General features: G+C 68.9%; 20 protein-coding genes and 1 tRNA gene. 7 read left to right on the top strand and 14 right to left on the bottom strand.

What is annotated here, in order from left to right; translation table 11 throughout:
- Positions 1 to 138: 138 nt before the first annotated feature.
- The 7 genes from ODI_RS04820 to mnmD all read right to left on the bottom strand — a co-directional run bounded on the left by ODI_RS04820 (position 139) and on the right by mnmD (position 8,554).
- Positions 139 to 214: transfer RNA gene (locus ODI_RS04820), tRNA-Lys, on the bottom strand.
- A 42-nt stretch (positions 215 to 256) separates the two neighbouring features.
- Positions 257 to 1,486: an acetylornithine deacetylase gene (gene argE, locus ODI_RS04815; RefSeq protein WP_067749058.1), complete on the bottom strand. Its 1,230-nt coding sequence runs from the start codon at positions 1,484 to 1,486 to the stop codon at positions 257 to 259.
- A 58-nt stretch (positions 1,487 to 1,544) separates the two neighbouring features.
- Positions 1,545 to 2,339 carry a MetQ/NlpA family ABC transporter substrate-binding protein gene (locus ODI_RS04810; RefSeq protein ID WP_067749056.1) on the bottom strand — a complete coding sequence of 265 codons (795 nt, stop codon included), beginning with the start codon at positions 2,337 to 2,339 and terminating at the stop codon, positions 1,545 to 1,547.
- Positions 2,340 to 2,388: 49 nt separating this feature from the next.
- Positions 2,389 to 3,042 (bottom strand): methionine ABC transporter permease, encoded by a 654-nt coding sequence (locus ODI_RS04805; protein WP_067749053.1) that lies wholly within the window; start codon positions 3,040 to 3,042, stop codon positions 2,389 to 2,391.
- Positions 2,999 to 4,084 (bottom strand): methionine ABC transporter ATP-binding protein, encoded by a 1,086-nt coding sequence (locus tag ODI_RS04800; RefSeq protein ID WP_067749050.1) that lies wholly within the window; start codon positions 4,082 to 4,084, stop codon positions 2,999 to 3,001. The genes ODI_RS04805 and ODI_RS04800 overlap by 44 nt, the downstream gene beginning before the upstream one ends.
- Before the next feature lie 157 nt (positions 4,085 to 4,241).
- On the bottom strand, positions 4,242 to 6,467 hold the full coding sequence (locus ODI_RS04795) for a glycoside hydrolase family 31 protein (protein WP_067749047.1): 2,226 nt from the start codon (positions 6,465 to 6,467) through the stop codon (positions 4,242 to 4,244).
- Positions 6,468 to 6,685: 218 nt separating this feature from the next.
- Positions 6,686 to 8,554: a tRNA (5-methylaminomethyl-2-thiouridine)(34)-methyltransferase MnmD gene (gene mnmD / locus ODI_RS04790; RefSeq protein WP_067749044.1), complete on the bottom strand. Its 1,869-nt coding sequence runs from the start codon at positions 8,552 to 8,554 to the stop codon at positions 6,686 to 6,688.
- A gap of 115 nt (positions 8,555 to 8,669) precedes the next feature.
- Between mnmD and ODI_RS04785 the strand changes: the two genes are divergently transcribed.
- Positions 8,670 to 9,539, top strand: a complete 870-nt coding sequence (locus tag ODI_RS04785) for an inositol monophosphatase family protein (protein WP_067749041.1) — start codon at positions 8,670 to 8,672, stop codon at positions 9,537 to 9,539.
- Positions 9,540 to 9,645: 106 nt separating this feature from the next.
- Here the strand turns inward: ODI_RS04785 and ODI_RS04780 are convergent, their stop codons facing one another.
- Complete coding sequence (locus tag ODI_RS04780) at positions 9,646 to 11,322, bottom strand: AMP-binding protein (protein ID WP_067749038.1); 1,677 nt, start codon at positions 11,320 to 11,322, stop codon at positions 9,646 to 9,648.
- Between the two features lie 183 nt (positions 11,323 to 11,505).
- Between ODI_RS04780 and ODI_RS04775 the strand changes: the two genes are divergently transcribed.
- Complete coding sequence (locus tag ODI_RS04775) at positions 11,506 to 12,702, top strand: M20 aminoacylase family protein (protein ID WP_067749035.1); 1,197 nt, start codon at positions 11,506 to 11,508, stop codon at positions 12,700 to 12,702.
- A 64-nt stretch (positions 12,703 to 12,766) separates the two neighbouring features.
- Here the strand turns inward: ODI_RS04775 and ODI_RS04770 are convergent, their stop codons facing one another.
- Positions 12,767 to 13,675 carry a LysR family transcriptional regulator gene (locus ODI_RS04770; RefSeq protein WP_067749033.1) on the bottom strand — a complete coding sequence of 303 codons (909 nt, stop codon included), beginning with the start codon at positions 13,673 to 13,675 and terminating at the stop codon, positions 12,767 to 12,769.
- Positions 13,676 to 13,864: 189 nt separating this feature from the next.
- On the opposite strand from ODI_RS04770, the gene ODI_RS04765 reads away from it, so the two are divergent.
- The 5 genes from ODI_RS04765 (at position 13,865) to mgtE (ending at position 19,071) form a co-directional block, all read left to right on the top strand.
- Positions 13,865 to 14,863, top strand: coding sequence for a Bug family tripartite tricarboxylate transporter substrate binding protein (locus ODI_RS04765; protein ID WP_067749030.1), 999 nt, complete (start codon positions 13,865 to 13,867; stop codon positions 14,861 to 14,863).
- Between the two features lie 3 nt (positions 14,864 to 14,866).
- Entirely contained in the window at positions 14,867 to 16,111 is a 1,245-nt protein-coding gene (locus tag ODI_RS04760; protein WP_408635935.1) for a CaiB/BaiF CoA transferase family protein, read from the top strand.
- Positions 16,104 to 17,033 carry an HpcH/HpaI aldolase/citrate lyase family protein gene (locus tag ODI_RS04755; protein ID WP_067749024.1) on the top strand — a complete coding sequence of 310 codons (930 nt, stop codon included), beginning with the start codon at positions 16,104 to 16,106 and terminating at the stop codon, positions 17,031 to 17,033. Before ODI_RS04760 ends, ODI_RS04755 begins: the two co-directional genes overlap by 8 nt.
- A 120-nt stretch (positions 17,034 to 17,153) precedes the next feature.
- Positions 17,154 to 17,570, top strand: coding sequence for an acyl-CoA thioesterase (locus ODI_RS04750; protein ID WP_067749021.1), 417 nt, complete (start codon positions 17,154 to 17,156; stop codon positions 17,568 to 17,570).
- A gap of 58 nt (positions 17,571 to 17,628) precedes the next feature.
- Entirely contained in the window at positions 17,629 to 19,071 is a 1,443-nt protein-coding gene (gene mgtE / locus ODI_RS04745; protein WP_098020839.1) for a magnesium transporter, read from the top strand.
- Positions 19,072 to 19,140: 69 nt separating this feature from the next.
- Here the strand turns inward: mgtE and ODI_RS04740 are convergent, their stop codons facing one another.
- The 5 genes from ODI_RS04740 to ODI_RS04720 form a co-directional block, all read right to left on the bottom strand.
- Entirely contained in the window at positions 19,141 to 20,658 is a 1,518-nt protein-coding gene (locus ODI_RS04740) for a class I adenylate-forming enzyme family protein (protein ID WP_067749015.1), read from the bottom strand.
- 108 nt (positions 20,659 to 20,766) lie between these two features.
- Positions 20,767 to 21,183 (bottom strand): PaaI family thioesterase, encoded by a 417-nt coding sequence (locus tag ODI_RS04735; protein WP_067749012.1) that lies wholly within the window; start codon positions 21,181 to 21,183, stop codon positions 20,767 to 20,769.
- A gap of 43 nt (positions 21,184 to 21,226) precedes the next feature.
- Positions 21,227 to 22,240, bottom strand: a complete 1,014-nt coding sequence (locus tag ODI_RS04730; RefSeq protein ID WP_067749010.1) for an SDR family NAD(P)-dependent oxidoreductase — start codon at positions 22,238 to 22,240, stop codon at positions 21,227 to 21,229.
- A 156-nt stretch (positions 22,241 to 22,396) separates the two neighbouring features.
- Positions 22,397 to 25,129 carry a preprotein translocase subunit SecA gene (gene secA, locus ODI_RS04725; RefSeq protein ID WP_067749008.1) on the bottom strand — a complete coding sequence of 911 codons (2,733 nt, stop codon included), beginning with the start codon at positions 25,127 to 25,129 and terminating at the stop codon, positions 22,397 to 22,399.
- Positions 25,130 to 25,225: 96 nt separating this feature from the next.
- Positions 25,226 to 26,221, bottom strand: a complete 996-nt coding sequence (locus ODI_RS04720; protein ID WP_067749007.1) for a M23 family metallopeptidase — start codon at positions 26,219 to 26,221, stop codon at positions 25,226 to 25,228.
- Positions 26,222 to 26,306: the final 85 nt, after the last annotated feature.

Genomic DNA, 26,306 nt, shown 5'->3' with positions numbered 1-26,306 from the left:
TGCAAGCGATTCCCGGCAAACGGGGTTGCCTGACAACCATGGGCGCCTGACAACAAAAACGCCACCTCGGGTGGCCCTTTCGGGGCTCCTGTGGGTGGCGTCAATGCTTTTGAAGGGCTCAGGCCTTCAAAAAAATCATGGTGGGTCGAGCGAGACTCGAACTCGCGACCAACGGATTAAAAGTCCGCTGCTCTACCGACTGAGCTATCGACCCTTTCAGTCAAGCCCGCGATTATGGCGGAATAGCCCTACTGCGTCAAGGACTTGGCGTGGGTCCCACAGCACCGAAGCCGGACGCGCCCTGGGCCAGCCGGCCCATGAACTGCTCGCAGGCCGCTATCTGGGACAGCGCGATCCACTCGTCCGGTTTGTGCGCCTGGGCGATGTGGCCCGGCCCACATAACACCGTGGCCATGCCGGCGCGCTGGAACAGGCCCGCCTCGGTGCCGAAGGCGACGTAGCGGCCACGGCCCTCGTCCTCGGCGGCGGCACGGCTGTCGGCCAGGGCCTGTGCGAATCGCGTCATGGGCGCGGCGGCATCGCTGTCGAACGCCGGCAGGTCGGCGATCTGCTCGAAGGCGATGGCGGCCTCGGGCGCGACGGCCCGCATTTCCGGCAGCAGCTCGCGTTCGGCATAGGCACGGATTTCATCCAGGACGGCCCGCGGATCGGTGCTGGGCAGGTAGCGGCATTCGAAGATGACTTCGCAGTCTCGCGGCACCACGTTGATGGCGATGCCGCCCTGCACCAGGCCGGTGTTCAGCGTGGAATGCGGCACGTCGTAGCCATAGTGGCGGCTTTCCAGCTGGCGCAGCCGGTCGGCGATCAGGCGGATATAGACGATCAGGCGCGCGGCGTACTCCACCGCGTTCACGCCCTGGGGCGTCAGCGCCGAATGGGCCTCGCGTCCGCGGATGCGGCAGCGATAGCCCGCCAGGCCCTTGTGTCCGACGACGGCATGCATGCCTGTCGGTTCGCCCACGATGCAGCCCGCGGGCTGGAGCCCCTGCTCGCGCAAATCGCGCAAGAGGCCGCGCACGCCGATGCAGCCGACCTCTTCGTCGTAGGACAGCGCAAGATGGATGGGGTGGTCCAGGCCGGCAGCCAGGAAATCGTCGGTCCACGACAGGGCCGTGCCGATGAAGCTTTTCATGTCGGCCGCGCCACGGCCATACAGGCGCCCGTCACGCTCTTCGGGTGCGAAGGGGTCCAGCGTCCAGTCCTGGCCATCGACCGGCACGACATCGGTGTGGCCGGACAGCACCAGGCCCGGCCGCGGGCCCTCGCCCAGGGTGGCGAAGAGATTGGCCTTGCCGCCCTCGGCGTCGTAGGTCAGCCGCAACGGCACGCCGCGGCGCGCCAGGAAGTCGCGCGTCCACTCGATGAGCCCCAGGTTCGAGTCACGGCTGACGGTGGGAAACGCCACCAGTTGCCGGATGATGTCCAGGGTGCGGGCGCTGGGCCGGCTGTCGGAGGGCGCGCTCATGCGGGCCTATCGCCACACCGCCCCGGCGTCGTGGCCGGGGCGGTGTGCGGCGATGTCCTTACCAGGCAGTCAGGACCGAGTCCTGGAACGTCTTCGCGATGAAGTCCTTCACGATCTGCGTGTGATACGCCGCGACGAACTTGGCCACTTCGGGGCGGCCCTTGTCCTGCTCGCGCACGACCAGCACGTTCGCATAGGGCGACTCCGGCGCCTCGATGGCGATGCTGTCCTTCTTCGGGTTCAGGCCGGCTTCCAGCGCGAAGTTGGTGTTGATGACGGCAATCGTCACGTCGTCCAGCGAGCGCGGCAGCTGGGCGGCGTCCAGCTCGACGAAGCGCAGCTTCTTGGGGTTCTCGACCACGTCGATGGGCGTGGCCTTCAGGCCGGATTCCGGGCGCAGCTTGATGATGCCCTCGGACTGCAGCAGCAACAGGGCACGGCCGCCGTTGGTGGGATCGTTGGGCAGCGACACGCGGCCGCCGTCGGGCAGGTCCTTCAGCGACTTGACCTTCTTGCTGTAGATGCCCATGGGATAGATCACGGTCTTGCCCACGCTGACCAGCTTGTAGCCACGGTCGGCGTTGGCGGCATCCAGGTAGGGCTGGTGCTGGTAGCTGTTGGCGTCGAGGTCGCCGGCTGCCAGGGCGGCATTGGGCTGCACGTAATCCGTGAACTCGATGATCTGGATGTTCAGGCCATCCTTGGCGGCCTGCTCCTTCACCACTTCCATGATCTGGGCGTGCGGGCCGGCGGTGACCCCCACCTTGAAGGGCTTCGATTGCGCCAGGGCGGGTTGCGTGGCGACGACGGCCAGCGCCAAGGCGCCCAGCGACTTGAGGATTGCGGTCTTCATCAGGGAAGGTCTCCAGCAGGGAAATGCGAACAAAAAGACGATCAGGCTTTTAGCGATGCGACAGGCGGCGGGCCAGGCGGTCACCCAGGCTTTGGACCAGTTGCACCAATACGATCAGGACGGCGACGACGGCCAGCATCACTTCGGGCAGGAAGCGCTGGTAGCCATAACGGATGCCCAGGTCGCCCAGGCCGCCACCGCCAATGGCACCCGCCATCGCGGAATAGCCGATCAGGCTCACCAGCGTGACGGTGGAGGCGGCGATGAGGCCCGGCAGCGCTTCGGGCAACAGGACCTTGCGGATGATCTGCCAGGGCGTGCCACCCATGGCGCGGGCAGCCACGATGAGGCCCGGGTCCACCTCGCGCATGGCGTTCTCCGCGATGCGGGCCATGAAGGGGATGGCGGCGATGGCCAGCGGCACGATGGCCGCCTGGGTGCCGATGGAGGTGCCCGCGATCAGGCGCGTGAGCGGAATGATCGCGACCATCAGGATCACGAAGGGCACGGAACGCGCGGCGTTGACCAGCGTGCCCACCACCCGGTTGATGGCGAGGTTCTGCAGCATGCCGTCGCGGTCGGTGACGATGAGCGCCACGCCCAGCGGAATGCCGAACACCACCGCGGACAGGCCGGCCACGCCGACCATCAGCAGGGTTTCAAGCAGCGAGGTGATGAGCAGGTCGACCAGTTGCGGGCTCATGGAGCACTTCCTCAAGGGTTACGTGACGGGCTTGCGCGGCATCGCGCGCGGCCTCGATGGTGGCGGGCGTGCCTTGCACCAGCACGAACAGCGTGCCGACGGCGATGCCCTGGATGTCCTCGACGCGAGCCTGCACCAGCGACAGGCTGATGCCGTGCGCGGTGGACAGGTCGGACAGCAGCGCGCCCGAATCACCGCCCGCCAGCGACAGGCGCCAGACCCGCGCGGCAATGCCGGGCTGGGCGGCGGCGGCCGCCTCGATGCGTGTGCGCAGCGCGGCCAGCGTCTCCTCGGTCAGGTCCGAGGCCGTGACGGCGCTCACCATCGCGCGGGTGACCTCGTGCTTGGGCGCGGCGAACACATCCAGCGTGCGGCCCTGCTCGACGATGGCGCCCTTGTCCAGCACGGCGACCCGGTCGCAGATCTGCCGCACCACTTCCATCTGGTGCGTGATGAGCACGACCGTCACGCCCGTCTTGCGGTTGATGTCGCGCAGCAGGGCCAGGATGGTGCGGGTGGTTTCCGGATCGAGCGCCGAGGTGGCCTCGTCGCTCAGGAGCACGTCGGGATCGTTGGCCAGGGCGCGGGCAATGCCCACGCGCTGCTTCTGGCCGCCGCTGATCTGGCTGGGATAGCGGTCGCGCAGATGCGACAGGCCCACCAGGTCCAGCAGGCGCTCCACGCGGGGTCCGATCTCCTGGCGCGGCACGCCGGCGATTTCCAGCGGCAGGGCGACGTTGCCATGGACGGTGCGGCGATTCAGCAGGTTGAAGTGCTGGAACACCATGCCGATGCGGCGGCGCTGGGCGCGCACGCTGGCCTCGTCCAGGCCGGTCAGGGTCTGGCCACCGATGACGATGTCGCCTTCATCCGGCCGCTCGAGCAGGTTGATGCATTTGACGAGCGTGCTCTTGCCGGCCCCGCTGGGACCGATGATGCCGAACACCTCGCCGCGTTCGATCTGCAGATCGATACCGCGCAAGGCCTCGTAGCGGCCGTGCGGCGTCGCGTAGGTTTTGTGCAGACTGCGTAGGGAAATCATGGGCGCTATTCTGTCGCGGCGCGGTATGCGCAGGAACGATGTATTTTTCCGGATTAAATAACCGAAAGTTATTAAAAGCCTCGAAGGCGGCGCCCGAGGACCGCTGTCGCGGTCCCCGGGCAGGCCGCCCCTGGCAGGCTGTATCGGTACGCGGCGCTCAGCGCGCGCGCGAAATGCGCACCTCGGCGCCGCGGCGCTTGACCTCCAGGCCTTCGGAGGGAAGGATGCGCAGGCCCTCGAGGCCCTTGATGTAGCTGGAGCCCTGCATCTGCATGACGCGGATCTTGTTGCGCATGACGACGGGGTTGTGCACGGGCATGCCGAACATCCAGACTTCGTCCAGGATGCGCGCCGAGTTGAACTCGCCCGTGTGCTGCGCGGCGGGTCCCAGGCACAGCATGTGGCCTTCCCGGCCGAACACCGGATAACGGTCGGGACCGCATTCGACGGTCAGCGTCGTGCCGCCCTCGTAGCGCCAGCCGGTGTTCAGGTCCCACCAGGCCTCGCCCTTGGGCAGGTACACGCCCGTGGACTTGCCCGGCGCCAGGATCGGCGCCACCAGCAGGGCCGGGCCCAGCAGGTATTGGGTGTCGAAGGCGTGCGCGTCGGTGTCGCCGGGGAAGGACAGCGCCATCGAGCGCTGCACCGGCAGGCCGGTGCGCACCGCGTCTTCGATCGCGCCCAGCACATAGGGGATCAGGCGATAACGCCATTGCAGCCAGGTGCGCGCGTGCTCCTGGGTTTCCTCGTCGAACGCCCAGGGCATCAGCTGCGGCACGCCCTGGAAGCTGAAGTTGCCCGAGAACACGGCGGCGGCCAGCCAGCGCAGGTAGAGCTCGGGCGTCATGCCATCGAGCGGCGCGGCGGCATTGCCCAGCGCGTGCATCTGCACGGGGACGGCGCTGGCGCCCAGCGACAGCGCCGTGCGCAGCGTCTGGCCCAGGCCTTCCCACGAGTTGGGCACGCGCGGACCGGCCTGCCACGGCAGGCGCTGGGCTGCGGGGAAGAGATCGGCGCCGTAGACCACGCCTTCGGGCGGCGTCTTGTGGCCGGCCACGGCGTCGAACAGCGCGCGGCGCGCCAGCAGCGGATAGAGCGTGCGCAGGGCGGCGCCGGACTCGCCGCCCCGGGCGGTGATGTCGTCGGGCAGGTCGACCGGCACGCTGCAGGCGGGCGCAGCCACGCCGTCGTCCAGCAGGTGATGGTTGCGCTCGCTCCACTGCGTGGCGACGTCGCGATGGGTCAGGTCGAGCAGGCCGAAAGGCTTGCCGCCGGTGGCCGGCACGCCAGGAAAGCGGCGCGCATCGCCGTCATCGCTGGCCAGCAGCCAGCCGCGGTCTTCCAGCTCGGCGAAGGCCGTGGTGTCGGCGGGCACGCCCGGGAAGACCGGGGCGCAGACATGCGCGTCATGGCGGCGGAACAGCGCCATGGCCTGCCTGGCGTCGGGGTAGCGGCTGGCGTCCCAATCCAGCGTGAGCTTGGCGTCCTGGGGCTGACAGACCGCGGGCGGGGCCAGCAGCACGACGTCCAGCGGCACGCGCGATTCGCGGGCGCGGGCCACCAGTTCCGCCGTCTCGGTGGCCGACTGGCCGGGCGCCTGCTCCAGCCACGCGCCCATGGCCCACAGCACCGGCTGGCCGGCGCGGCCGGTCAGCGCGCTGTACTGGTTCAGGATTTCGCCGGGCTCGCCCGCGAACAGGAAGATGTCCAGCAGCGGGTCGTCGATGTTCAGCAGATAGGACGACGGCGCGGCCTCGGCGCCCAGCGCGTGCTCGACGCGCTGCACGGTGTTGGCGTAGACGCCCCAGCCGCGCGGGCTCCAGGCCAGCGGCAGGGCACGGTGCGCCGGATCATCGGACAGCACGGTCTCGTCGCGGCGGTTGAGGTTGCCCTGGGTCTCGCCCAGGCCATAGATGGGCTCGGTCTTGTCCAGCGCGAAGCCGACCGTCCAGAACTGGGGCGGCTCGCCGCCCCAGGCGAAAGCAGGCACATCGCGCGAGATGTCGGAAGACAGCACGCAGGTGCCGGCGCGATAAAGCGCGACGCAGACCGGATCGACGCTGACTTCGAGCACGGTGTCGCCCTGCACGACGCGCCAGCCGCGCTGGGCGCCGCCGGCCAGCGGTTCGACCACGGCCTCGCCCACGGCTTCGTGGCGGGCAATGAGCAGATCGGCGACGGCGCGGGCGCGATTGCCTGCCGGACGGTCTTCCGCCACTTGGGCGGGCGTCCCGCAACGCAGGCGGAACACGCCCGGCGCGTGAGGCTCGACCACGAGGTGCAGGCCATTGCCCGCATCGAAATCCAGCCGCGTCGAACGCGACTGTTTGAGGTCGAGGTTTTCTAGGTGGTTCGCGCGATCAGAATCGGACGTGGACAGCACTGGGAATCCCCCGGCTCGTGCGCGATCGTCGACCAACCTGCCGCGATCCGCAACGTCGACGAAGACGGTGCCGACGGCAGGCCAGGACGCGCGCCCCAAGCCAAATAGCATCAAAAGACAGTATTTTGACGGATTTGCCGCGCGAAATAAACTCGCCCCCTCGGAGGGGGCATCACGCAGACGGCAAAACCCGCCCGCAAGCCCCGTTCAGCGGCCCGTCAGCGTGGGCCCAGCGCCGCCTGCAGGTCCCGTTCCAGGGGGATGGGTTCCCCCATCAAGCGGGCGCCGACCAGGTCGCCCGCCAGCGCCGACCAGCAGAATCCCCGCGAGGCGTAACCCGTCGCCAGCCAGAGCCCCGCCGCGCCCGGCACCTCGCCGATGGCGGGCAGGCGTCCGGGCAGCACCGCGCGCCAGCCGGCCCAGCCGCCCGCGCCCGGATCCCCGGCAAGAGGCAGGTCCACCAGTCCCAGCGCCTTGCCGATGGCCGTGTCCCGCCCCTCGGGCGAGCGCTCGGCGCGCTCGGCGCCGTGTACGTAGGTACTGCCCGCCACGCACAGGCCGTCGACCCCGGGCAGCAGATAACCTTCGCCTCCCACCACGCAACGCGGCCCGCCTGCCAGCGCGTCGGCCGGCACGTGCGCCACCTCGCCTGCCAGGCGGTGCATGCCGGCAAGACTGGGCCAGGCGGCCTCATTGCCCGTGACGGTACGCAGCAAGGCGGGCGCTGCCGCGGCGTTGGCCAGCACCAGCACGGGCGCCTCGGCCAGGACCTGGCCGGTTTCGTCACTGACCCGCCACTGCGGCCCGGATCGCGTCACCCGCGCCACGCGCGCGGCCAGGCGGCGCACCCCCGGCGTGGCCAGCAGCCCCGCCACCAGCCCCTGAGGACGCACCAGCATGCCTTCGGCGAAGAAAATGCCCCCGCGGCGCACCGGCACGCCCGCCAACGCGCCGGCCTCCTCCTGGGACACGGCCCGCACCCAGGATGACGGGAAGGCCAGCACCGCCAAGGTGCCCGCCAGGTCCGCGGCCCGGCCCGCATCGCGCGCCAGCTGCACGGTGCCGCACACCCGCGGCGCCCCGGTTTCGGGCAGGTCCTGCCAGCGTGCCAATGCGCGCCGGCTGCCGGCGCGCGACAGGCGGGCGCGCAGGTTGTCGTCGCGCGCGATCAGCGGCGTGCATGCCGCGGCCAGGTGGCCCGCATGCGTCATTCCCGCCGCCGCGGCGGCTTCGTCCACCACGGTCACGCGCCAGCCGCGCAGGGCCAGCGACTGCGCCACGCCCGCGCCGGCGGGGCCGCCCCCCACGATGATGGCCTCGTGCGCCCCCGCGAACACGGCCTGCGCCCGCGCGCCGGCACCCGCCTCGGGCTTGCGCACGCCAACCGTCACGTGGCGCTTGCCTGCCTCGCCTTCCCGGCGCGTGACGGCAAACCCGACCTCGTCCAGGGCTCGCCGTACCGCCCCCACGGAACACCAGGTGGCCAGCGTGGCGTCCGGCGCGGACAGGTCGGACAGCGCCCGCAGCAAGGCGGGCGTCCACATCTGCGGATTGCCTGCCGGGGCGAATCCATCCAGGAAGTAAGCGTCCGCCCGCGCGTCCCATTGCGGCACGACGCTTTCCGCCAGGCCCAGGCCCAGGGTCAAGGTCACATTGCCGCCCTCGAACTCGAGGCGGTGCAGGCCGGGCAGCAAAGGCGGCCATTGCGCCAGCAGCGCCTGCGCGCAGGACTGCAGGTCGTCGGGCACGCACTCGCGCAGCAACGTGGCCAGGTCGTCGCGGCTGAAGGGATGCGCCTCGACCGACAGCATGTGCAGCCGGCGCGGCCGCGCCGGATCGTCGCGCCACGCCTGCCACAGCGCCAGGAAATTCAGCCCCAGCCCGAAGCCGGTTTCGCAGACGGTGAAGGTCTCGCGCCCCGCCCAGCGGCCAGGCAGCCCGTTGCCCGCCAGGAAGACTCGGCGCGACTGCGCGATGCCATCGCCCGGGGCGGGATGATAGACATCGTCATAGCGCGGACTGCACGGCAGGCCCTGCGCGTTGCGCACCAGTATCGCGGGCTGCAGGGGTTGATAGGTGGAAGACATGTGGAATGAGGGAACCGCGGGAAGCTGAAGATCGAAAGAATGGCCGGACATCGCCGTGGACGAATCCGCCACGGCGAGGCATGCGACTGTAACGCGATGGGCTTACACTGGCCGGATGGATACGCACAGCCCCTCCCCCTCCAAGACCGCTGGTTCCGACCTGGGCAAGGCGCTTGACGCCGCTGTCTCGGCCGCGCATGCCGGCGCCGCCATCCTGCAATCCTACGCGCACCATCGCGCCGACCTCGTGATCGATCGCAAGGCCCGCAACGACCTGGTGTCGCAGGCCGACCGCGAAGCCGAGGCCGCGGTGCTGGAGGTGCTGCGCGACCGCACGCCCGCCTATGGCATCGTGGCCGAAGAAACCGGCGGCCAGCCCGAAGGCCCTGCCACCTGGTACATCGACCCGCTCGACGGCACCACCAATTTCCTGCACGGCATCCCGCATTACGCCGTCTCCATCGCGCTGGTCGCGCACGCCGGCTCGCAATTCGGCCCCGGCCCCAAGCTTGCTGAAGACACCCCGGTCATCGGCGTGGTCTACGACCCCTGCCGCGAAGAACTCTTCACCGCCGTCCAGGGCGTGGGCGCGTGGCTCAACGGCCGCCGCATCGCCTGCTCGCGCACGCAGGGCCTGGAAGACGCCGTGCTCGCCACGGGCTTCCCCTTCCGCGACTTCTCCTTCGCCGACCAGTACATGCCCATGCTGGATCGCGCCATCCACACCACGCGCGGCGTGCGCCGCCATGGCGCGGCCGCGCTGGACCTCGCCTGGACCGCTTGCGGCCGCTTCGACGGCTATTGGGAAATGGGCCTGGCTCCCTGGGACGTGGCCGCGGGCACCCTGCTCGTGCGCGAAGCGGGCGGCGTCGCCATGGACATGCGCCAGGGCGAACCCTGGCCCAGGCAGGGCAACGTGGTCGCGGGCAATGCCCAGATCGCGATCGACCTGCTGAACATGATCAAGCCGAATCTGAAAGGGTAAGCCCCCCCGAAGCGCTTGCGCGCTTCCCCCCAGGGGGCGCATCTGCGGACCGGCGGAGCCGGCTCCGCGATGCCTGGCTTATCGAGGCCTACCGGGACGACCCGGACTATTCCTCGCGCAGTTCGCGGCGCAGGATCTTGCCTACGTTGCTCTTGGGCAGTTCGTCGCGGAACTCGATCGTCTTGGGGCGTTTGTAGCCGGTCAAGCGGTCGCGGCACCAGTCCATCAGGGCCTGCTCGGTCAGCGACGCGTCCTTGCGCACCACGAAGAGCTTCACCGCCTCGGACGAGTGCTCGTCGGGGATGCCGACCGCCGCGCACTCCAGCACGCCGGGGTGCTCGGCCACCACCTCCTCGATCTCGGAGGGGTACACATTGAAGCCCGACACCAGGATCATGTCCTTCTTGCGGTCGACGATGCGGGTGTAGCCCAGTTCATCCATGACGCCGATGTCGCCCGTCAGGAAGTAGCCCTCGGCCGTCATCGACTTCCGGGTTTCCTCTTCCTTGCGCCAATAGCCCAGCATGACCTGCGGGCCGCGAATGCCGATCTCGCCACGCTCGCCGAGCGCCACTTCCTTGCCCGACTCATCCAGGATGGCCACGTCGGTGGACGGCAACGGCAGGCCGATGCTGCCCGAATACTCCGTCGCGGTGGTCGGATTGACCGTTGCCACGGGCGAGGTTTCCGACAGGCCATAGCCTTCGATCAGCGGCTTGCCGGTCAGCTTCAGCCAGCGCTCGGCCACGGGCCGCTGCACGGCCATGCCGCCGCCCAGCGTCAGGCGCAGCGCCGAGAAATCCAGCGCCTTGAAGCCATCGTGATGCACGAGCGCATTGAAGAGCGTGTTCACGCCGGGGAAGATGTTGATGGGCCGCTTGCGCCAGGCCGCCACGACCGACTTCAGGTCGCGCGGGTTCATGACCATCACCTGGCACATGCCGGCGTGGAAGGCATAGAAGCCGCAGATGGTCAGCGCGAAGATGTGATAAAGCGGCAGGGCGCCCAGGATGGCGAGTTGCTGGTTGGCCAGAGGCTTGAGCACGGGCGTGGCAACGGCCTCCACCTGCAGCACGTTGGCGACCAGGTTGCGATGCGACAGCATGGCACCCTTGGGCGTGCCCGTCGTGCCGCCGGTGTACTGCAGCACGGCAAGGTCGTCCAGGCCGGGGCGCGCCGGCGTGCACGGCAAGGGCTTGCCGCGCGCCAGCACCTGCGTGAACGTGAGGGAATCCGGCAGGCGCCAGGCCGGCACCATGCGCTTCACATGGCGCACCACGATGTTCACGATGGCGCCCTTCAGCGTGCCCAGCAGGTCGCCGGGCGACACCACCACCACATGCTTCACCCCGCCCAGGTCGGGCACGGCCTGCAGCGTGTGGGCGAAATTCTCCAGCAGGATGATGACGCTGGCTTCGCTGTCGCGCAGTTGCTGCGCGAGCTCGCGCGGCTTGTAGAGCGGATTGATGTTGACGATGACCAGCCCGGCCCGCAGAGCCCCCACGATGCTGACCAGGTAGGCCGGCACATTGGGCATCATCAGCGCGATGCGCGCGCCATCGGGCAGGTTCAGTGATTGCAGCCAGGCGGCCAGCGCCTGCGCTTTCTCGCCAATCTCGCGATAGGTCAGCGTGCTTCCCATGGCCTCGCACGCGACGCGGCTGGCGTGCGTCTTGCAGGCGTTGTCCATGAGTTCGACCAGCGAGCCGTATCGGGTCGGATCGACGTCCGCGGGTACGCCGTCCGGGTATTGAGAAAGCCAAGGACGTTCTGTGCGTTCCATGCTTGTCTCCCTGATATCAATTTTGTTTGATGATACCCTGTGTACCAGCAGGCGGCGCTCGGTGCCAACCCTTGCCCTGATCCGGAACAACGCGCGGAGACGCGCAAGGAAAGCCGCGGGAACAGCCGTTCCGCGCCCTCCCGGACAGGGCTCCCGAGCCCGCGCCCACCGGAAGGCCTCATCATGAATCTCATCGAACCCATCGTCGCCTGGCAAGCTGAAATGACCTTGCTGCGCCGCGACATCCACGCGCATCCCGAGCTCGGCTACGAGGAACACCGCACCTCCGAACTCATCGCCACCAAGCTGCAGGAATGGGGCATCCCCATCGTGCGCGGCCTGGGCGTGACCGGCGTGGTCGGCACGATCCGCGGCAAGGCGGGCAACAGCACGCGCGCCATCGGCCTGCGTGCCGACATGGACGCCCTGCCCATGGAGGAGGTCAACACCTTCGGCCATGCCAGCACCATTCCCGGCCGCATGCACGGCTGTGGCCACGATGGCCACACCACCATGCTGCTGAGCGCGGCGCGCCACCTGGCGCAGTACCCCGACTTCGACGGCACCGTCCACGTGATCTTCCAGCCCGCCGAGGAAGGCGGCGCGGGCGCCCAGCGCATGATCGACGACGGCCTGTTCGAGCAGTTCCCCATGGAGGCCGTCTACGGCATGCACAACTGGCCCGGCATGCCCGTGGGCACCTTCGGCCTCACGCCCGGCCCCATCATGGGATCGAGCAACGAGTTCGACATCACCCTGACCGGCAAGGGCGCGCACGCGGCCATGCCGAACCTGGGCGTGGACCCCGTCATGGCCGCCGTGCAGATCGCGCAATCGCTGCAGACCATCATCTCGCGCAACCGCAACCCCATGGAAGCGGCCGTGCTGAGCGTCACGCAGATCCACACCGGCAGCGCGTACAACGTCGTGCCCAACGACGCGCGCCTGTGCGGCACCGTGCGCACCTTCACCGACGAAACCCTCGACCTCATCGAACAGCGCATGGGCGAGATCGTGCGGCACACGGCCGCCGCCCTGGCCTGCCAGGCCGAGTTCTCGTTCAAGCGCAACTATCCCGCCACCGTCAACGACGCCAAGGAGTCCGCGTTCTGCGCCGACGTCGCGCGCGAACTGGTGGGCGACGCCAACGTGAACGCCAACGTGGTGCCCACGATGGGTGCGGAAGACTTCGCCTTCATGCTGCGCGCGGTGCCCGGCTGTTATGTGTGGGTCGGCAACGGCGACGGCGGCCATCGCGAAAGCGGCCACGGCCTGGGCCCGTGCATGCTGCACAACGGCAGCTACGACTTCAACGACGACATCCTGCCCCTGGGCGCCAGCTATTGGGTCAACCTGGCCCGCAAGCGCCTGGCCGCCTGATCCCGCTCGCGGCATCAACGCCCTGGCCGCGCGCCAGGGCGTTTTCGTTTGGGCGCGCGCCGGGCTATCCCTCTTGCGGGGCCAAGCCTGCGCGCACCACTTCCTCCACCACCGCCCGCACGGCCTGCACCGCCGGGTCGGAACGCCGCTGCACGCCGGTCAGCAAGTCGATGGACCGCGACACACCGGGCCGTGCGATGGGCAGGGCCGCCAGCTCCCCCCGCCCCACCTCCTCGGCCACGCTGTGGCGCGACAGGATGCTGCAACCCACGCCGGCCGCCACCAGTTGCTTCATGCCCAGCGTGGAGTCCACTTCGGCCGTCACGTTCAGGCGCAGGCCGCGCTGCGCGAAGCTGCGGTCCAGCAGGATGCGCAGGCTGTGCGGGAAGCCGGGCAGCACCATGGGGATCCGCGCCAGGTCTGCCAGCCCGAGCCGCCGCTTGACCGGGGCGCGCCAATCCGGCGCGGCAATCAGGAACAGGGACTCGCGCCCCAGCCGCTGCGCGTCCAGCCCCGGCGCCGACGCGGCCTCATAGGCCAGCGCCAGGTCCACGCGTCCCTGCTCGGCCCACTCCATCAGGAAACCGCTCATGCTTTCCACCAGCCGCAGCGTAATGCCGGGATGGCGCTGGCGCACCGCCAGGCAGATGGGCAGCAGGAAGGCCGTGTTCACGGCGGTCGCCATGCCCAGCGTGACCTGGCCTACCGGCTCGGCGCGCGTGGAGATGAACTCGTCGCGCAGGGCGTCCACCTGCCGCAGGATGCCGAAGGCCCGCTCCTGGAAACGCAGGCCCGCGTCCGTCAGGCGGATGCCGCGCGCGTGGCGGCGGAACAGCGCCTGACCCAGTTCGCCTTCCAACTGGCGGATCTGCTGGGACAACGCCGGCTGGGCGACGTGCACCAGCTCGGCGGCGGCGGACATGCTGCCGGCGCGCACGATGGCAAGGAAATAACGCAACTGGGCAAGGGTCATGGACGGGCTTCCCGGCCTGGTCCAGGAGACGCCAGGCCATAAGTTTTTATTGGCAATAGACCCAGCCATAAGTAAATCATCTGGCTAGCAGAAGCAATCCGTATTGGCCTGGAGGACGGCGGACATGGAAACATCCCGTTCAGCGACGCCCCAAGAAGCGGCCGCGATCACAACGAGACGGAGACCTCCATGAAGACGCTTTTCCCCACGCACGCCTTGCGGCGGCTGCTGGGCGCCGCGGGCCTGGCCTGCGCCGCACTCGCCACGCCCGCGGCGCTGGCGCAGCAACCGGCCTACCCCGCTCAGCCCATCACGATGGTCGTGCCACATGCGCCCGGCGGCACCAACGACATCGTCGCGCGCCTCATGGCCGCGGAACTGGCGCCACGCCTGGGCCAGACGGTGGTGGTCAACAACCGCCCCGGCGCGGGCGGCAACATCGGCACCGAGCAGGTCTCGCGCGCCACGCCCGATGGCTACACCGTGCTGATGACGGTCAGCAGCACCCAGGTCATCAACCCCGCGCTCTACAGCAAGCCCGGTTTCGACGCGGTCAAGGACTTCGCCCCCGTGCACACCGTGGGCGTGGTGCCCAATGTGCTGCTGGTGCACCCCGACTTCCCGGCGCGCAACCTTGCCGAGTTCATCGAGGTGGTGAAGCGCAACCCCGGCAAGTATCAATACGCCTCGGCCGGCAACGGTTCGCTGAACCACCTGCTGGGCGCCATGCTGAACCAGATGGCCGGCCTGCAGCTGGAGCACGTGCCCTATCGCGGCGTGGCCCCCGCCATGACCGACGTGCTGGGCAACCAGCTGCCCATCGTCTTCGCCAGCCTGCCTTCTTCCCTGGCCTACATCCAGGCCGGCAAGCTGCGCGCGCTGGGCGTCAGCACCGCCACGCGCTCGCCCGCGCTGCCCGACGTGCCCGCCATCGGCGAGCAGATCCCGGGCTACAGCGGCGACCTGTGGATCGCGATGTTCGCCGTGGCCGGCACGCCGCCCGCCGTGATCGAGCGCCTGGCCAAGGCCAGCCACGACGCCATGGCCGACCCGGGGGTCCAGAAGAAGCTGGCCGAGATCGGCGTGGAACGCCTGGACGACACGCCCCAGCGGCTCGCCAAGCGCCAGGACGAGGACCTCGTGCGCTGGAAGCGCATCGTCGATGCCTCCGGCGCGCGCGTCGACTGAACCCTGCCCTGCCGCCGGGCTGCCACGCGCAGCCCGGCCTCTCCTTCTTTTCATCCGAAGACGCTCACCATGCAACATTTCGATCCCACCCAGGCCGGCCCGCTGCGCGACGTGCGCGTGCTGGATCTCTCCAGGCTGGTGGCCGGCAACATGCTGTCGCTGCAACTGGCCGATTTCGGCGCCGACGTCATCAAGATCGAGCGCGAAGGCCGCGGCGACGACCTGCGCAGCTGGCGCGAGGCCGGCCAGCCCATCTATTGGAAGATCTACGGCCGCAACAAGCGGTCGCTGGTGCTGGACCTGAAATCCGGGGAAGGCCTTGCCACGCTGCGCCGGCTGGTGCGCCACGCCCACGTGCTGATCGAGAACTTCGTGCCCGGCGGACTCGAGAAGATGGGCCTGGCGCCCGAGGCCCTGCACCAGATCAATCCGCGCCTGGTCATCGCGCGGGTCTCGGGCTGGGGCCAGACGGGGCCGTACAGCCACAAGCCCGGCTTCGGCACCCTGGTCGAAGCCATGTCCGGCTTTGCCCACCTGAACGGCTTCGCCGACCGCCCGCCCGTGCTGCCGCCGCTGGCGCTGGCCGACATGATCGCCGGCGTCTACGGCGCGGCAGGCGTGCTGACGGCGCTGCGCGTGGCCGAACGCGATGGCGTGGGACAGATCGTGGATCTCTCGCTCTTCGAACCCATCTTCTCGGTCATCGCCTCGGAGGCCGCCAAGCACCAGCTGACCGGCCGCCCCACCGAAAGATCGGGCAACCAGTCCAGCCACACCGCCCCGCGCAACGTCTACGCCTGCGGCGACGGGCAATTCATCGCGCTGTCGGGCTCGATGCAGTCCATGGCCATGCGCATCCTGGACACCATCGGCCGGCCCGAACTGAAGGAGGACCCGCGCTTCATCGACAACGACGCACGTGTGCGGCACCGCGACGAACTCGACGCCATCATCGGCGGCTTCCTGGCCGCGCGCAGCCGCGACGAGAGTCTCGCGCTCTTCGAGGCGGCGGGCGTCACGGCAGGCCCGGTCTGCACGGCCGGCGAGCTCCTGACCCATCCCTATGCCCTGGGCCGCGAGGCCATCGTGCAGATGGAAGACGCCGACATGGGCAGCGTGCCCATGCACAATGTGGTGCCGCGCCTGTCCGCCAGCCCCGGCGGCCTGCGCCGTCCCGCCCCCGCGGTGGGCGAGCACACCGCCGAAATCCTTGCCGAACTCGATCACCTGGATGCCCAGCATGACTGACACCTGCCTTGCCCCCGATCCCGCCACCTGGCGCTCGCTGCTGTTCGTGCCCGCCATGCAGGACCGCTACGTGGAAAGCGCCCTGCGCCGCGACGCTGACGCGCTCATGATCGACCTGGAGGACAGCGTCGCCCCCGACCAGAAGGAAGCTGCGCGTGCCCGCGTGGCCGGCATCGCCGACCGTTACGCGGCCGCGGGCTACGGCGTGGCCGTGCGCGTCAACCGGCCGTGGCGGATGCTGGTGCGCGACATCGAGCATTGCGTGCGCGCGTCGGTCCACGCGCTGACGCTGCCCAAGGTCTCCGAGCCCGGCCTGGTCCGCGCCGTGGCCGAGATCCTGGACGAATGCGAGCGCGAGCAGGGATTGCGCCCGGGCCATACCCGCCTCATCGTGATGGTGGAAGACGCCCAGGGCCTGGAGAACCTGTCCGCCATCGCCCGCGCGCACCCGCGCATCAGCGGCCTGACCGTCGGCGCCGAGGACCTGGCCGTGTCGCTGCGCATGGCGGTGGAGCCCGACACGCTGTATGTGCCCAACGTGCTGGCCCTGACCGCCTGCCGCGCGGCAGGCATCACCCCCATCGGTTTCGTGGGGTCGGTGGCGGACTTCGCCGACCGCGACGCCTATGCCGCCATGCTGGCCCGCGCGGCGCGCCTGGGCTTCGAATCGGCCTTCTGCATCCATCCCGCCCAGGTCGACATCGTCAACACGGCCTTCAGCCCCGCGCCCCAGGCCGTCACCCGCGCGCGCGCCCTGCTCGCCGAATTCGAGGCCCAGTGCGCGGCCGGGCGGGCGGCCTGCACGTTCGAAGGACGCATGGTCGACGCCCCGGTCGCGGAACAGGCGCGCCAGCTCATCGCGCGGGACGCCGCCGTGTCCGCCCATGCGGCCCGGCGGGCGGCAGCGGCAGGGCGCTCCTGACCGGCCAAGGCGGAGCTTTCCCCGCGACGATGCGGCGGTGCCACAAAACTCGGGGCGCCGCCGCCCCTGCCCCTGGTTTTCCTGCATAATCGGCCCGTCTTTCTGTTGCAGGAGCCCGCCATGTCCGTCCAGCCCCCCTTGACCGCCACGCTCGCGGAGCTCACCCAGAACAGGCAGCCCGTCCTGCGCGTCATGCCGATGCCCACCGACGCCAATATCCATGGCGACGTCTTCGGCGGCTGGATCATGGCCCAGATCGACATCGCCGGCGCCGTCCCTGCCGCGCGCCGCGCCGCCGGCCGCGTGACCACGGTGGCGGTCAACGCCATCCAGTTCAAGCAGCCCGTGTTCGTGGGCGACCTGCTCAGCTTCTACGCCGACGTCGTCAAGACCGGCACCACCTCCATCACCGTGTTCGTCGAGGTCTACGCCCAGCGCCAGCGCCTGGATGCGGAAGTCGTCCGCGTGACCGAGGCCACCCTCACCTTCGTGGCCACCGACCAGGCGCGCAAGCGCCGTCCGCTGCCGCCTGCCTGACGCGCAAAGAGGGTTACCCATGCCGACACCCGCCGTCCCGCGCAAGGAGCCGCCGCCCATGCCGGCGCCTCGCCGGCTTGACCCGGAAGACGCGCAGCTTGCCCTGGGCAAGGTGCAGGATCTGCTGCGCCGCCAGCACCTGGTCGAGAGCCTGGCCCACCGCCAGACCGAAGGCGACCAGCGCGCCGACCTGGTCGAGAACCTGCTGCACCGCCAGCACGAGAGCGAACTCAAGACGCTCGTCGACGACCTGCACCCGTCAGACATCGCCTTCATCCTGGAGTCGCTGCCCAAGGACGAGCGCCAGACGGTCTGGCACCTGGTGTCGGCCAAGCATGACGCCGACGTGCTGCTGGAAGTCGATGACTGGGTCCGCGAGTCCCTCATCGAGACCATGGACCACCAGGACCTGGTCGCCGCCACCGGCAACATGGATGCCGACGAGCTGGCCGACCTGGCGCCCGACCTGCCGCCCGACGTGGTGGCAGAGGTCCAGAAAGGCCTGACCGAGGAAGAGCGCGCCCGCCTCATCGAGGCCATGGGCTATCCCGAGGACAGCGTCGGCGCCATCATGGACTTCGACATGGTGCGCGTGCGCGAGGACGTCACCCTGGAGGTCGTGCTGCGCTACCTGCGCCGCCTGAACGAACTGCCTGACCACACCGACCAGATCTTCGTGGTCGACCGCGAGGACAAGCTGCTGGGCGTGCTGTCGCTGTCGCGCCTGCTGCTGTCTCAACTCGAGACCGAGGTGCGGGCCGTCATGGACACCGACATCCTCACGCTCAACCCGCTGGACTCCGACGCCGACGCGGCCGGCGCCTTCGAGCGTTACGACCTCGTGTCCGCGCCCGTCATCGACGACCACGGACGCCTCATCGGCCGCGTGACCATCGCCGAGGTCGTGGACGTGATCCGCGAAGACTCCGAAGAACAGGCCCTGTCCCGCGCGGGTATGCAGGAAGAGGACATCTTCGCGCCGGTGCGCAGCGCGCTGCGCAACCGCGCGCCCTGGCTGCTGCTGAACCTGTGCACGGCAGGCATCGCCTCGCTGGTCGCCTCGCACTTCGAGGACACGGTCAGCCACATCGTCATCCTGGCCTTCCTGATGTCCATCGTCGCCGGCATCGGCGGCAACTCGGGCAACCAGACCATGACGCTGATCATCCGCGCGCTGGCGGTCGGCCGCGTCACCACGCGCAACGTCTGGCAGCTCATCAAGCGCGAGATGCTGGTCACCCTGCTGGTGGGCCTGTGCGGCAGCGCCGCCGCGGCGGTCTTCGCCTGGGTGCTGTCGGGCTCCCCTTCCATCGCGCTCGTCATGATGGCCGCCATGGTGCTCAACATGCTGGTCGGCGCCTCGGTGGGCGTGATCGTGCCGATGGTGCGTTCACGCTTCGGCAAGGACCCGGCCATCGGCTCGTCGGTGCTGCTCACCTTCGCCACCGATTCGCTGGGCTTCTTCATCTTCCTGGGCCTGGCAACGCTCTTCCTGATCTAGCCGGCGTCATTCCAGCAAGAAAAAACGCGCCGTGATGGCGCGTTCCTTCTTGCTGGCGGACGCAGGGCCTCATTCGCTCCAGCCGCCCTCGGCCTCGTAGCGCAGCGCCAGCTTCGACAGCGCATTGCGGTCGATCTTGTGCGTGCCTGCCCAGGGCAGCTCGGCCACGAACGCCACGCGGCGCGGGTGCTGATAGGCCGGGCCATTGGCCAGGGCATACTCCTTCACCTCGCGCACGCCGAGACTCGCGCCCGCCTTCGGCACGATGAACGCCACCGGCACCTGGCTGCGCTCCTCGTCGGGCACGGGCAGCACGCAGGCCTGCTGGATGAGCGGATGCTTTTCCAGCAGCAGCTCGACCTCGCCGGGATAGATGTTCTCGCCCGAGCACACGAACATGTCGTCGGCACGACCCACGAAGTAGTGGAAACCCTGCGCGTCACGGCGCATCAGGTCGCCGCTGTTGTACCAGCCGTCCTGCAGCACCTGCGCGTTCTTGGCGGGCAGGTTGCGGTAACCCGCCATGACGGCGGGATTGCGCATCCACAGCACGCCTTCGTCATCGTTCGCGCCGCCCACCAGCTTGACCTCGCCCTCCGGCAATGGATAACCCAGCGCCAGCGGCGGCGTGGGAATGCCATCCGGGTGCGGCCCGAACACCGCCGGGCCGGCCTCGGTCGTGCCATAGGTGTGGATCAGCACGGTCTGGGGAAACGCCTGCTGGATGCGGTCCCACAATGCGCGTGTCATGGGCGCCGAGCCCAGCACGCAGGTCGTCATCGCCGAGAAGTCGCGCCCGGCCAGCAGGGCCGGATCCTTGATGATGCGGGCGAACATCGTCGGCACCGCGGTCAGCGTGTTGATGCGGTAGTCGGCCAGCGCGGCCACATAGCGGTTGATGTCGAAAGCCGGCAGGATGACCAGCGTGGCGTGGGTCGACAGGGCCCGCTTGGCCATGAACAGGCCATTCATGTGGAAGAGCGGCTGCGCCACCAGATAGCGGTCGTCGGCAAAATGCCCGGCGCGCACCACCACCGCCAGCGCCCAGGCCTGGCCCGCGTGCGACAGCTGCACACCCTTGGGCAGGCCGGTCGAGCCCGAGGTATAGAGCATCTGCGCCAGCGCGCCGGGCGCGGGGGTCACGGTCTCGAAGGCCTGCGGGCGGATCACCGAGGCAAAGCCCGCCGGGCCGGCCTCGTCGAAATCCAGCACCGGCAGCTTGCCCTCGAAGCCCGCGCGGCGGGGGCCATCGACGAAGGCGTAGCGGATGTCGCCGTCGGCCACCAGCGCGTCCAGCGTCGCCTGCGGCAGCTTGATGTTCATGTGCACGGCCACGTAGCCCGCGCGCATGATGCCGAAATAGGCAAAGAGGTACTCCGCGCGATTCAGCGAGGCGATGGCAACGTTGTCGCCCGGCTTCAGGCCTTGCGCCGCCAGGTACGCCGCCACCCCGCCCGTCCAGGCATCCAGCTCGTCATAGCGCCACGCGCGCGGCGCCTGCGGGTCGCGCAGGTCGACGAGCGCGGTCTTGGACGGGTCGGCCTTGGGGTCGATCAGGTCGCCCAGGTTCTTCCAGGGGACGTTCATGCTGCAGGTTCTCCAGGTTTCGGATGCGCCGCACGCGGGCGGCGCTGGCATGGCGGGCCAAGGGTCCTGCATGCCGGACGCGCGGACAGGCCGCGCGCCGGGTCTCGATCAGGTCAGCGTGGAATAGCTGGCCCGGCCAATGGCCAGCAGGACGCCCTGCTGATTGTAGACATCCACGTCCGCCACGCCCACGCTGCGGCCATTGCGGCGCACCTGGGCGGTCACCACCAGGTCGGTCTGGATGGCGGGGCGCAGGTAATCCACGCGGAAGTTGATGGTGGGCAGGCCCCGGCCCACCATCATGCCCACGGCGAAATCGCCGACGGTATCGATGATGGAGGCCAGCGGGCCGCCGTGCCATTGGCCGGTGCCGGCGATGCGCTCGAACTCCGGCTTCATGGGCACGCGCACGCGCAAGGTTTCGCGCTCGTAATCCACCTCGGTGATCTCCAGGCCCAGCGAGGCGATGAAGGGCGAACCCGCGAACATCTCGGCAATGGCTTCCTGGCTCAGGCGCTCGGTCATGATGGTCTTCCTTCTCTGATAACAAACAGGGCGGATGCGGCGTTCAGCCGCCCACCAGCACCTTGCCGAAGACCTGGCGGTTCTCGATCACGGCCAGCGCATCGGCGCCCTGCTCCAGGGGCCACACGCGATCGACCAGCGCCTTCAACTTGCCGGCCTGGACCAGCGACAGCAGTTGCTCCAGGTCGCTGCGTTCCCAGCCGTTGGAGCCGCGCACCTGCAGTTCGAACGTCCAGATGTAGCGCATGTCTTCGTCCACGGCATAGCCCGCGGTGGCGCCGCAGGTCAGCGCACGGCCGCCGATCTTCAGGCAGCGCAGGGATTTCGCCCAGGTATCGCCGCCCGTGTAGTTCACGACCACGTCCACGCCGCCGCTCACCGCGCCCACGCGGCGCGTGGCCTTGCCGGCCAGGGCCTGCGTCGCCTTCAGGAAGTCTTCCTGGGTGTACAGGATCACGTGGTCGGCGCCCAGTTCCTTCAGGCGCTGGCCCTTTTCCTCACTGCCCGCGCAGGCAATCACCTCGGCGCCGGCCAGCTTGGCCAGCTGCACGCAGCTCACGCCCACGCCGCCGCTCGCGCCCAGGATCAGCACCTTCTCGCCGGCCTGCACCTGGCCGATCGTCTGCATCATGCGCAGCGCCGTGCCATAGGCCACCGGCAGCGCCGCGGCCTGCTCATAGCTCACGCCTTCGGGAATGCGGATCAACTGGTGCGCGCGCGCCTTGCAGCGCTCGGCCAGGCCGCCCGGCACCGTCTCGCCCATCAGGCCGCCCTCGACGCGGTTGATCGGATCGACCAGCACGCGGTCGCCCACCTTCCAGTCCGTCACGCCCGGGCCGACCTCGATGACCTCGCCGGCCACGTCCAGGCCGATCACGATCGGGAAAGGCAGGTTGATGCCGGGCATGCCGCGGCGGGTGAACACGTCGTGGTAGTTCAGCGACGAGGCCTTCACGGCCAGCACGACATCGCCTTCGCCGGCGATGGGATCGGGAAAATCAAGTTCAAGCTTCAACTTTTCGTTGTCGCCATGTTCACGCAAGACTATCGCTTTCATCGGAGTCCGTCCTGGTTGTCGAAATCTGGGGAAAATTCCCGCGCCGCGCAGGGTGTCGCGGCAGGCGGGTGATGGCGGATGGGGCGTCTGCCCCATCCGGGCACCGGACGTTCCGTCAGGCCATGCCTGCCCGGAGACGTCCAGCCGCGCCGGCCGTCAGACCAGCTTGCCGTGGCACTGCTTGTACTTCTTGCCGCTGCCGCAAGGGCACGGATCGTTGCGGCCCACCTTGGGCACCGCGCCCGCCGGCATCTGCTCGCCGGACGTCGCCGCGGCGGCCAGCGCCTCGTCGTAGTCCGAGTGATGGAACTGCACGTTCTGCACTTGCGGCTGGGCGGCTTGCGCCTCGGCCTCGTCGACCTGCTCGGCCGACTGGATGCGCACCGTCATCAGCACGCGCACCACGTCGTTGCGCACGCGGTCCAGCATGTTCGAGAAAAGCTCGAAGGCTTCGCGCTTGTATTCCTGCTTGGGATTCTTCTGCGCATAGCCGCGCAGGTGGATGCCCTGGCGCAAATGATCCAGCGCGGCCAGGTGCTCACGCCATTGCGTGTCCAGCGACTGCAGCAGGATCGAGCGTTCGAACTGGCTCCACGAGGCCTCGCCCACGCGCTCGACCTTGGCCTGATAGGCCTCGTCCGCCGCCTTGGCGACACGCTCCAGGATCTCGTCGTCGGTCAGGTTCGGCTCCTGCTCCAGCATCGTGGCCAGCGGGAACTCGAGGTGCCAGTCGGCTTCCAGCGCCTTCTGCAACGCGGCGGCGTCCCACTGTTCCTCGACCGAGTTGGCGGGAATGTACAGGCGCACCAGCTCTTCGAAGGTGGCGGCGCGCAGGCCGGCAACCACCTCGCCCACCTGCTCGGCTTCCAGCACTTCATTGCGCTGCGAGTACAGCACCTTGCGCTGGTCGTTGGCGACGTCGTCGTATTCCAGCAATTGCTTGCGGATGTCGAAGTTGCGGCCTTCCACCTTGCGCTGCGCGGTCTCGATGGAGCGCGACACCATGCCGGCCTCGATCGGCTCGCCTTCGGGCAGCTTCAGTCGCTCCATGATGGCGCGCACGCGATCGCCCGCGAAGATGCGCATCAGCGAATCTTCCAGCGACAGGTAGAAGCGCGAGGAACCGGGGTCGCCCTGGCGGCCGGCACGGCCGCGCAGCTGGTTGTCGATGCGGCGCGATTCATGGCGCTCGGTGCCGATGATGCGCAGGCCGCCGGCGGCCTTGACCTGCTCGTTCAGCGGCTTCCAGTCGGCGCGCAGTTGCTCGATGCGCGCATCGCGCTGCGCATCGTCCAGCGAGGCGTCGGCGCGGATCAGCGCGGTCTGCTTTTCCAGGCTGCCGCCCAGCACGATGTCGGTGCCGCGGCCGGCCATGTTGGTGGCGATGGTGATGCGGCCGGGCTTGCCGGCCTCGGCCACGATCTCGGCTTCGCGGGCGTGCTGCTTGGCGTTGAGCACCTCGTGCGGCAGCTTGGCGCCATTCAGCAGGCCCGACAGCAGCTCGGAGTTCTCGATGCTGGTGGTGCCGACCAGCACCGGCTGGCCCCGCTCGTGGCAGTCACGGATGTCGGCCAGGATGGCGTTGTACTTCTCTTCGTTGGTCTTGAAGACCTGGTCGTTCTGGTCCTTGCGAACCATCGGCCGGTTGGTCGGGACGATGACCGTCTCCAGGGTGTAGATCTCCTGGAATTCGTAGGCTTCGGTATCGGCCGTGCCGGTCATGCCGCCCAGCTTCTCGTACATCCGGAAGTAGTTCTGGAACGTGATCGAGGCCAGCGTCTGGTTTTCGTTCTGGATGCGGGCGCCTTCCTTGGCTTCCACGGCCTGGTGCAGGCCATCGGACCAGCGGCGGCCCGACATCAGGCGGCCGGTGAATTCGTCGACGATCACCACCTCGCCGTCCTGCACCACATAGTGCTGGTCGCGATGGAACAGGTTGTGGGCGCGCAGGGCGGCCATCAGGTGATGCATCAGCGTGATGTGGCGCGGGTCGTACAGCGACTCGCCGTCTGGCAGCAGGCCCAGCTTGGACAGCGCCTCTTCGGCGTGCTCGTGGCCGGCTTCCGACAGGTAGACCTGGTGGCTCTTTTCATCCACCCAGAAATCGCCTTCGGGTTCCGGCTCCTGCGGCTTGGGCTCGGTCGCCATGCGCGTGAGCATCTTGGGCACCGCGTTCATGCGCTGGTAGAGCTCGGTGTGGTCTTCCGCCTGGCCCGAGATGATCAGCGGCGTGCGGGCCTCGTCGATCAGGATCGAGTCCACTTCGTCGACGATCGCGTACACCAGCTTGCGCTGGCGGCGGTCCTCGACGCGGTATTCCATGTTGTCGCGCAGGTAGTCGAAGCCGAATTCGTTGTTGGTGCCGTAGGTGATGTCGGCGGCGTAGGCGGCCTTCTTTTCCTCGTTGGGCTGCTGCGGCACGACGACGCCGGTGCTCAGGCCCAGGAAGCCATACAGGCGGCCCATCGACTCGGCGTCGCGGCGCGCCAGGTAATCGTTGACCGTCACCACGTGCACGCCGCGCCCCGCCAGGGCGTTCAGGTACACGGGCAGCGTCGCCATCAGCGTCTTGCCTTCGCCCGTGCGCATTTCGGCGATCCGGCCCGAATGCAGCACGATGCCGCCGATGATCTGCACGTCGAAGTGGCGCATGCCGAAGACCCGCTTGCTGGCCTCGCGCACGACGGCAAAGGCCTCGGGCAGCAGGTCGTCCAGCTTGGCGCCTTCGGCCAGCCGCTTGCGGAACACGTCGGTCTGGGCACGCAGCTCGTCATCGGACAGCGCCTGGAACTTGGGCTCCAGCGCATTGACTTGCGAGACTTGCCGGCGGAACTGCTTGAGCAACCGGTCATTGCGGCTGCCGACGAGTTTTTTGATCAGAGAAAGCATGCGTGTGTCGCCCGCGCTCGGCCATGCTCGCAAGGAGCGGCAGCCAGGCAGATTCGTGTAGGTTGACGGCAATAGGCCGCAGGATAACGAGGCAGTTTAACGCACCTGGGTAGCAGGCGTTGCCCGCCCGCCCTCGGCGCTGGCCAGCGCCGGCGGCGTGGTGCCCTTGCTGTCGAGGAACAGCTTGGGATCCAGCGGCTGCCCGGCCAGGCGCACCTCGAAATGCAGGTGCGGGCCGGTGGAGCGGCCCGACGAACCCACCAGGGCCACATGCTGGCCCCGTTCGACCAGGTCGCCCTGCTTGACCAGCAGGCGCTGGGCATGCGCATAGCGGGTCAGCAAACCGCCGCCATGATCGATCTCGACCATGTTGCCGTAACCGCTCTGGTATTTGGCCTCGATCACGACGCCGCCCGAGGCGGCGACGATGGGCGTGCCGGGCGGCGCGGCGAAATCCAGCCCTTCGTGCATGGAGTACTGCCCGGTGACCGGGTTGCGCCGCCAGCCATAGGAGGAGCTCAGGTAGGGATAGTCGCGCACGGGCATGGCGTTGGGTACGCGGGCCTGGTCGCCGGTGCGGCGCGTCAGCGCCAGGTCCAGCATGGACAGGCTGTCGGTCTGTACCGACAGTTGGGCCTGCAGTTCATCCAGTTGGCGGCCCAGTTCCTCGGCGCTGGCCAGCTGGCGGCCGTCGCCGTGCTCGGTGAACAGCTCGTCCATGGCGCCCACTGCCTGCGGGATGGGGCCCATCTGGCTGTCCGGCGCCAGGACCTCCGGGTCGGTATAGGCCACGCCGGCGGACTTGGCCACCCGCTTGCTCAGGCCCTCGACGCCCACCACGCGCGCCTGCAACGCGCCGACCTTGGCGGCCAGCAGGTTGACGTTCTCACGGACGAAGGACGCTTCACGGGCGGCATGCTCGCCATCGGGGAGGGAAACCTGCAGGGTGGGCGCCGGGACCTGGGGGGCCAGGGCGTAACGCTGCAGCAAGGCGCCGAAAGCGATGGCAGCCAGCAACACGCCCGTTCCCAGCGCGGCCAGGCGCGCGCCTTTGACAGTCGAATATCCGGCCTGCCCCTTGCGGGCATGCATAATGACGATTCTCAACTCAGTGCATCCTATTCGAGCCGGCATGAACCCAGCCGCGAACCGCCGTAAGCGCCCCACCTCGCAACCT

The organism is Orrella dioscoreae, assembly GCF_900089455.2.
In the GTDB taxonomy this organism is placed as follows: Bacteria; Pseudomonadota; Gammaproteobacteria; order Burkholderiales; family Burkholderiaceae_B; genus Orrella; species Orrella dioscoreae.
Note: the sequence above shows the minus strand (reverse complement) of the source record. Positions and strands in the feature narration are given on the sequence as shown.